Origin of the sequence: Globicatella sp. HMSC072A10 (genome assembly GCF_001811625.1) — a bacterium.
GTDB classification, from domain to species: Bacteria; Bacillota; Bacilli; order Lactobacillales; family Aerococcaceae; genus Globicatella; species Globicatella sanguinis.
In genome coordinates this window covers 1-5,863 of record NZ_KV805794.1, presented here as the reverse complement: position 1 = coordinate 5,863, position 5,863 = coordinate 1, and the positions used below count along the sequence as shown (strand labels likewise).

General features: G+C 35.9%; 5 protein-coding genes. 1 reads left to right on the top strand and 4 read right to left on the bottom strand.

Annotated elements, in window-relative coordinates:
• Nucleotides 1-697 precede the first annotated feature (697 nt).
• The 4 genes from HMPREF2811_RS08915 to HMPREF2811_RS08900 form a co-directional block, all read right to left on the bottom strand.
• Complete coding sequence (locus HMPREF2811_RS08915) at nucleotides 698-1,696, bottom strand: nucleoid-associated protein (protein ID WP_071409032.1); 999 nt, start codon at nucleotides 1,694-1,696, stop codon at nucleotides 698-700.
• A gap of 10 nt (nucleotides 1,697-1,706) precedes the next feature.
• Nucleotides 1,707-2,030, bottom strand: a complete 324-nt coding sequence (locus HMPREF2811_RS08910; RefSeq protein WP_071409031.1) for a glycine cleavage system H family protein — start codon at nucleotides 2,028-2,030, stop codon at nucleotides 1,707-1,709.
• A 67-nt stretch (nucleotides 2,031-2,097) separates the two neighbouring features.
• Nucleotides 2,098-3,291, bottom strand: coding sequence for an FtsW/RodA/SpoVE family cell cycle protein (locus HMPREF2811_RS08905; protein WP_071409030.1), 1,194 nt, complete (start codon nucleotides 3,289-3,291; stop codon nucleotides 2,098-2,100).
• 26 nt (nucleotides 3,292-3,317) lie between these two features.
• Nucleotides 3,318-4,259, bottom strand: coding sequence for a YihY/virulence factor BrkB family protein (locus HMPREF2811_RS08900; protein ID WP_066124797.1), 942 nt, complete (start codon nucleotides 4,257-4,259; stop codon nucleotides 3,318-3,320).
• 539 nt (nucleotides 4,260-4,798) lie between these two features.
• Here HMPREF2811_RS08900 and HMPREF2811_RS08895 point away from each other — a divergent pair.
• On the top strand, nucleotides 4,799-5,470 hold the full coding sequence (locus HMPREF2811_RS08895; protein ID WP_071409029.1) for a histidine phosphatase family protein: 672 nt from the start codon (nucleotides 4,799-4,801) through the stop codon (nucleotides 5,468-5,470).
• The last annotated feature ends 393 nt before the right edge of the window (nucleotides 5,471-5,863 follow it).

Sequence of the window (5,863 nt, the reverse complement as noted above, 5' to 3'; positions counted from 1 at the left end):
CAAATTGGGTAATCTTATTGTAACTTTTATATGATTGTCGGCATCTTAATGCGAAGCTATTGTGTTGAACCCATAATGGTCGTCATGGTGTTACGTCGCTACTGTGCTTCATTAACAATCACCATTACGATATTGCATAACTTAAACAACAGTCAGTGTTTTTAACCCATGTTCGCACTTTCTCCTTGATAATTGCGATAAAACGACTCGTTCATGCACTTTAATCGTTAATCATTAACCAATAAAACAATAAAACAATAAAAAAGAGGCTGGGCAAAAACTTTTTAAATTCTGTTCTGGCATATCTATTTAATTCAAAGCGAAGTGGTTGAGTGGCCTCAAACTGCGTCTAAAGATAGCTGAATATAATCTTGGAAAATTCAATCACGTTATTGTGCGTTAATTAATAGCGCAGTGGTTGAATGGTCTCAAACTGCGTCTTATTGAGTTAGGCATAAACATAAAAAATTCAATCAAGTTATTGCTCGATATTTAGATAGCGCAGGGGTTGAGTGGCCTCAATCGTCTTTCGACTTGTTTGAGGCCTACTCAACTTTGCAGGGGTGGACAAACGAAGCGAAAACAGCTGACTTTCTACTTCTTGCCTACTCCCAAAAAAGCCTGGATAGATTGATTCTACCCAGGACTTAAATTTGATTATTAAATTGTGTTGGCTTAATTCGCTTTAACCAATTGACTAACCATTAAATCGGCTCATCATGGACTCTACATTTTTTATGACAACTGAAATTGAACCATCGGGCTGATTAACAAACTCGACAATATCAGGATTATCATACAATTCAATTGGAATGAATAGTTCAATTCCATTAGCGAGTTTAAACTTTTGCTTACTATACTTCTTCTCATATTTTGGTACATTGGTCACGACAATTTTTTCCGGTACTTCTTTTTCAGCAATTTCTTCTTTAGCGGCTGCTAAAGCCCCAGTATTATGTTCAAAGACTTTTTCAATCACGGCTTCACTGTCAATTTCATTGGATTCATCTAACTGTTCATAAATCACTTTTTGTGCTGTAGCCATGACTTCATAAGCTGGTTCGTCATAACGCTTGGCGACCGAGTTAACGGTACGTCTAATTTGCTTAATATGAGTGGGAGTAGGTTCCGGTGGCATGATACCTAATACTTGCTCAGAGAAATAAAGTTGCTTCGTGCCTTCAATCTCATAACGTTTTTCCACTAATTGATACAACATGGTGGCGCGATTTAAAATAAACGCTTCGGATGGTTTGGCCGTTGGACTTGGTAAAATCGCATGGTTTTGAATTAATTGATTACTAATCCCCTCTTCAACTTCAAGAAAATGAGTAAATGAAGACTGATAATCTAAACGTAAAATCCCGAAATAATGTTCCTCTAATTCATCGCGTCCTTCAAAAAACAAATAATCCGCAGCTGGAATATTTTCAGCTGGTGCGATAATGCTATAAATTTTATTAGCTAAATCACGGGTCACTTCTTCAAAGGAACGCTCTCCGGTGACCATTGGATAAATGATCGAATCACTCGCTAATGTTTCAAACTTATAATCTGACTTTTGAATTTTAACAACAAGACGGTTAATGTAGTCTTGTACATAACCGTCCTCTAAATTCATTAAATTATCGGATAGATAAAGGTTACCAGAATCTTTATCTAATATATGCAACATGGCTTTTTCAATAATTAACATAGTATACTCTTTATAAGGCTTCAAATTCGCTATCGTCAACATCCGTTAATACGGCAATCCAATTATCATTCGCTTGTTCGCTATTTAATAAAGCAGGATTATCGATAGCAGCCTCATTGATTTTAACAATTTTTCCTGATAAAGGGCATGGAACTTCAATAGCCGCTTTCGACGCTTCTAAGTTTAATAATGTATCATCTGCTTCAATTTCTCCAATATTCGCAATATTAACATAAGAAACATCACCGGCTTCTTCTTGTAAACAAGGTGCCATCCCAATTATATATTGATCTGATTCTTGTAAAACCCATAATTGTTCTGTCATTTTTTTCATTATAAATTCCTCCAATTTTCTTAAAAAGAAGCCCCGCTATTGCTAGCCAAGGCATCTAAATGTTCAATTAAAACTCAAATTGATTATCATTAGCAAACATATAACTGCGATGATGGTATTTCATCGACATAATTAATCCGACACCGATTAAATTACTCAATAAGGCCGATCCCCCTTGAGAGATGAAAGGTAATGGTACCCCGGTAATCGGTAATAAACCTATTGTCATACCGATGTTTTCTAAAATATGGAATAAAATCATCGAAATAACGCCACCCGCAATATAAGTATAAAATTCATTTTTCGTCTCGAAACAAGTTTGAACCATTTGATAAATTAAGACAAAATAAATGAATAATAAAAAGGCAGCTCCCATAAAACCAAAGTTTTCGGCTATCGTTGTAAAGATAAAGTCAGATTCACGAACCGGCACATTCACTTCCGAAACACCAATTCCTTTACCTACTAGACCCCCAGAACCAATCGCCAATAAGCTTCGTGATAATTGGAACGCATCACCTTGGGTATCGCCAAAGGGATCTAACCATGAATGAATACGAGATAATTGATAAGGCATAAAACCGATTTTAAATAAGATATCTTCATGAAACATCGCCATATAAATTAAGCCGCCACCTGTTATGGTCACAAATAAAAAGACGGGTAGAATAATTTTCCATGCGATTCCGGATAATAATAACATTCCTGCGGTAATAGATAACACTACCAAGTTTGTTCCCAAGTCATTTTGTAATTGAATTAAAACTAAAGCCGGTAAGGCAAATAATAATACTTTCCCTATTAAAATAAAGTCTGATTTAACTGTCCGATTGGTAAATTTATTATTATGTTCAGTAATTACCCGTGCTTGAAAAACAATATAAGCCGGTTTAAATACCTCTGAAGGTTGAAACGAGAAGCCCCCAATTCTAAACCATGAATGGGCCCCCGTTTCTGCTGCTGTCTCACGGTCATAAAAAATTAAGACCAAGACCAGTAACAGCAATCCAAAACCATATAAATAAGTTGAGAGTTTCCAATATTGTTCACTATCAAATTGCATTGCCAGAATGACGGTAATTGCGCCTACCGCATACCATAAAGCATGCATTAACGTCGCTCTTAAGTTTTCGCCATCAATCATTACGGTTGTCGCATAAACACTGACAATCCCAATAATAGCTAAAATTAAGACGGTTAAAATCAATCCATAATCTACCCGATTGTCGTGATAAGCGACTAATCGTCTTGTTTTCGCCATAAATCTTATCCTTCTTCCTGAATCGTTTATTTGGTAATTTTAAGTGGAGCCACTGTTTTTGCCGCTTGATAAGTTTTAAAATGTGGACTTCTTGCTTGAAATTTCTCTACTTCGGTTGTCTCTGCTACCATTTCTAAATAATCACGTTCACAATAATCATGATAGAGAACCGCTGCATAGGCTCCTAAAGAGATAACCATCATATTATAATACAACCAGATAATAACCACAATAAAAATTCCAATCGCACTGTTACTGTCGATATTTTTATTAAATGATAAATAAACGGTAAATAATTGTGAGATCAAGCCAAAACCAATCATAGCTACAATCGCACCCACACTCGCGTATTTTGGCGACCAATTAACATTCGGCATAAACTGATAAATCGAAAACATTAAAATAAACAAACTCAATAGCCCAATCAAGCCACTATTTTGCAAAATGGCGCCTACAAAGGGAATCTCAATGCCAAAGGTACTGGTGAGATAATTTAATATGGTTTCACCAAATACAAAGACCAATGTTAGTGAAAATATTAAAACGACTAAAGCTAAAGTAAACACATAAGCAAACCCTCTTGATATAAGAGCATTTTTACGTGGCTCGGCTTTAAAAATCGTATTTAAAATACGTTGAACGGCATTAAAGACATTTGAGGCTGGCCAAAGTGAAATAATTAACCCCAGAGATAATGCTTTAACACTGGTACTCGCAATATAGCTTTCTAATATTGGTACAATTACGTCACTCACTTCAGCAGGCATGGCATCATTAATGACCGATACAATTTGATCTGAAGAAAACGGCAATACAGCAATCACATTGGCTATTGCTAATAATAATGGTACTACGGCCCAAATGATATAAAAGGACAACTCAGCAGCATAACTACCAAATTTCCGTTGAGGATTAACCGCTAACACCTTCAATAATCGTTGGACAGTCGTCGGTTGCTCATTCACCATAGACTTGCTCCTTTCGTCTTTTATACTCTACTACAATACCATAATTAGAGGGAATTTGCACTCTAAGTCTATTACTTTTTAAATTTGAATGCACGGATAAAAATGATATAATACAATTGTTAACTATTAAAACAAATCATTAATTGAGGGAATAGGCAATGAACAGATACTAGTTATCAAAAAACAAGCAAACAAAATGAGCCAGAACAAAAACTATAAAAATTTTTTCGTTTGCTTCCATTCGATAATGCAGAGGTTCTGTGGTATCAAACGGCATCTTAATCACTCGTTTGAGATATACTCACCATGCAAGGTAGGTAGACAAAACGAGAATATTTCAATTTTCATCTTCTCGCCCACTCCCAACCGTTCGAGGTAATCAGACGAAGCGCAATGCATTTAATTTTCTACTTCTTGCCCCTTCCATCCCTCAAAACATTATGATTCAATAGTATCTAAGCATTTAAATAAACTTTCGGATTTGATAAGATTTTTCCGAGAATAAAGAATGCTCATTAAAAATTACAAGGAGAGTGCATATGTCTACAGGAGTTACTTTTTATTTTATGCGTCACGGAGAAACAATGTTAAATCGCTTGGAGCGAATTCAGGGATGGGCAAATGCACCGTTAACCGAAAAAGGGATTCAAGACACCCATCGCAGTGGTAAAGGATTAGCTGATGTAAAATTTGATGCGGTTTATACTAGTGATTTAATGCGTACCATCGAAACAGCACAAATAATTTTAGAAGAAAATAATTACGCACAAGAATTAACGATTCATCCCATGGTCGAATTTCGTGAAGTTCATTTTGGTTTTTATGAAGGACTCGATGCCAATCAATTATGGCGTGATGTTCGTGAACATATTGCGAACGTTAGCGATTTGACAGACCGTAGCCAATTAACCGCAGATGTCTTTTTAAATACCGTCCATGAATTAGACCCTTATAAATACGCTGAAAACTATCGCCAATTTTGGACACGTGTTGAAAGTGGCTTATTAGAATTGTTAAATCGTCATGCCGGTACAGAACAAAATGTTTTAATCGTCAGTCATGGATTAACCATTCAAAACTTATTACATGGCCTTGTAGCAGATTTCCACGAACAAGAACGTTTAAATAATGCCTCGGTATCGGTTGTGCAATATATCGATGGACAGTTTCGTTTATTAAAATACAACGACACCAGTCATTTTACTGACTAATATTATCGTTAGCGCACCAAATTGACGAAGTGAGCAGCTGATCGTGTATAATTAATGCTTTGCTGAAAATGCCTACTTCCTATTATTAAGAGAGTTAACTCGTCTATCTAGCAGGGTTGACTCTTTTTTTATTTTATATAAGAAATTGGCTAAACGATCTATTCTAAACGGTCCATTTTGCGCTTTAGTTTTTCTATGATAATCAATCGAGTAAATGGCTGGTTTGAATAAGTGCGATTGGTTTCGTCATTATTTTAAATGTAGTGAACGGCCAACTAACTGGATAGAATAAATTCTGTGAGAGCTCTCTCTATTTTATGATGAGATATTGACTAAAGGGCTGGCCAAAGCAACGTAAGCACCCAATAGCCAAGTATATAGAAACCGGCCCCT

Coding starts and splice junctions, on each gene's coding strand:
- HMPREF2811_RS08900 (WP_066124797.1), bottom strand. CDS start 4,259: ATGGTGAATGAGCAACCGACGACTGTCCAACGATTATTGAAGGTGTTA.
- HMPREF2811_RS08895 (WP_071409029.1), top strand. CDS start 4,799: ATGTCTACAGGAGTTACTTTTTATTTTATGCGTCACGGAGAAACAATG.
- HMPREF2811_RS08905 (WP_071409030.1), bottom strand. CDS start 3,291: ATGGCGAAAACAAGACGATTAGTCGCTTATCACGACAATCGGGTAGAT.
- HMPREF2811_RS08915 (WP_071409032.1), bottom strand. CDS start 1,696: ATGTTAATTATTGAAAAAGCCATGTTGCATATATTAGATAAAGATTCT.
- HMPREF2811_RS08910 (WP_071409031.1), bottom strand. CDS start 2,030: ATGAAAAAAATGACAGAACAATTATGGGTTTTACAAGAATCAGATCAA.